The sequence below is a fragment of the Limnospira sp. PMC 289.06 genome (assembly GCF_032350395.1).
Classification (GTDB): Bacteria; Cyanobacteriota; Cyanobacteriia; order Cyanobacteriales; family Microcoleaceae; genus Limnospira; species Limnospira platensis.
In genome coordinates, this window is the sequence record NZ_JARPLC010000268.1 from 1 (window position 1) to 1,932 (window position 1,932).

Genomic DNA, 1,932 nt, shown 5'->3' on the forward strand with positions numbered 1-1,932 from the left:
AGGTTATTTCGAGCATTGCAGCCCTATTTCACTCCTAAACGTCTCGCACATATTTTTAAAAAATATCAAAAGTATCAAAAGATTGGCGAAGAAATTGACAATCCCGAAAATTGCCAAGAGTTGATCGAGGCGGCGAAATGCTTTCTCGATTGTGGCGAAGTCTATGATCAGAAGCCAGGGGTGCCAGTGCGAGATGCAATCCCACAATTTATCAAATTACATTGAGCATTCGTCGAGGTAAATATTGGCGATCGCCCACCGTTAATTGGCGATCGCCCACCGTTCATATTGACAATATTACCAACCATTCACCCCAAATCAAACAACACAAATGAGTAAAACTTGGTACGCCATCCTCACCACTTACATGATTTTGTTTTTTGTGACTGGTTATATCAACTTTTTTAGCAATAATTATTTTGCGACAACTCCAGAAATTATTGACAAAATAACTCGCGATTCTGACTCCTCAGAAAAAATGAATTGGGTGGCAGAACTTCTGCTAGAGGATGCCCAAACTTATCAAGACGAAAATAATATTGCTTCCCAGTCTTTCAATATTGTCTTGGGTTCTATTGTTTCTTTTTTGTCCGCCACTGTCAAACAAAAACAATAAATTTACAATTATTTGAGATGAGGCTATGAAGAATCTTGATCCAGAAGACAAATTTTTACTTCCTCCTGAATATGATGATTTTAATGCAGATTTTTAATCGTGGAATCATCAGCAATAATTAAGGCGAAAATTTAGTAAAACTTGGCATATAATTATCTGCGTATATGCCCTATTATTGAGTTTAACAGGTGGCGTAACATTTTTCTATAATCATGGATTTTCTGCGAGAGAGGAAAATATCAAAAAAATGGAAATGATGACAACATCGGAGCAATTCAATACCTACCAATTATTATTAAAAAAGGAGAGAGAAAATATGAGAAATATCAACCAAATAGCCAATCAATCTTTTAATGTTGCTCTGGGATCTTTGTTGGTTTTTTTATCTGCTCACTTGACAAAATCCCATGCTGATAACAATGAATATTTAGACAATATAAATATTTTCATCCTATCGATAATAATTGCAAAATGCCAAAATTCAGAATCCTTAGTTTCAATTCGTTATTTCCATGAAATCAAATCTGAAACCTGCAAATAACCATGAAAACAATTGTCGCCAAAACTAATACCAAATTCAAAAAACTGCCTATCCAGTCCTCGGAACTGAAACCTGATCAAATGGTCGCGGTTACGGCGGGAAAAACCTACGGAGTCCAAGCATTTGAACCTGCTGAAAATCGACATATTAAGGTCACTTTAGCCGCCAATAGTGGAACCTTTTATGCCTTTAGTAAAGATTGGGATGGACTGCCATCGGTAATGCCAGAAGGGGCGGAAGAGCCATTGATTACTCAGAAAGAAGCCGAGGCGATTTTTGGTAATTTTATCCGTGAAGATGAACTAGCAGATCTGAATCGTTGTCTGCATTTTTATCAAATCAATACCCCCCCCTAGAATCTGTCATTTTATCAGTCAAATTGCCCACGAATCCGGGGGATTGAAGTTGTTAAAAGAACTCAGTGATGGGTCTTATTTGGAAGGGCGCAGCGATTTGGGAAATACTTGTTCTGGTGACGACCCCAAATACAAAGGTTCGGGGGCGCTTCAGCTAACCGGACGAAACAATTATAAAGCCTTCTGCGATGCGCTGGGCGATGCCAAAATTATGGAAGGTTGCGATTATGTGGCGGAGCATTATCCGTTTACCAGTGCCGGATTTTGGTGGCAAAATAACCGCATGAATGAATTGTGCGATCGCGGCGCAACCGTGGAAGAAATTACCCTAAGAGTCAACGGGGGTTACCATGGCTTAGAAGATATTAGGGGTCGAGATAGACCTCACGGTCTACCCCTCCCATTCAAAACCGTACATC

The 1,932-nt window shown here is 39.2% G+C and carries 3 protein-coding genes and 2 pseudogenes; all 5 read left to right on the forward strand.

Annotated features, from left to right (window positions below; genetic code table 11):
* Window positions 1-225: pseudogene (locus tag P5674_RS24350) on the forward strand (hypothetical protein); the annotation flags it as partial.
* A gap of 106 nt (window positions 226-331) precedes the next feature.
* Complete coding sequence (locus P5674_RS24355; RefSeq protein WP_014274843.1) at window positions 332-616, forward strand: hypothetical protein; 285 nt, start codon at window positions 332-334, stop codon at window positions 614-616.
* A 175-nt stretch (window positions 617-791) separates the two neighbouring features.
* Complete coding sequence (locus P5674_RS24360) at window positions 792-1,157, forward strand: hypothetical protein (protein WP_014274844.1); 366 nt, start codon at window positions 792-794, stop codon at window positions 1,155-1,157.
* Between the two features lie 2 nt (window positions 1,158-1,159).
* Window positions 1,160-1,513 (forward strand): hypothetical protein, encoded by a 354-nt coding sequence (locus tag P5674_RS24365; RefSeq protein ID WP_006616032.1) that lies wholly within the window; start codon window positions 1,160-1,162, stop codon window positions 1,511-1,513.
* Between the two features lie 49 nt (window positions 1,514-1,562).
* Window positions 1,563-1,932, forward strand: a pseudogene (locus P5674_RS24370) (hypothetical protein); the annotation flags it as partial.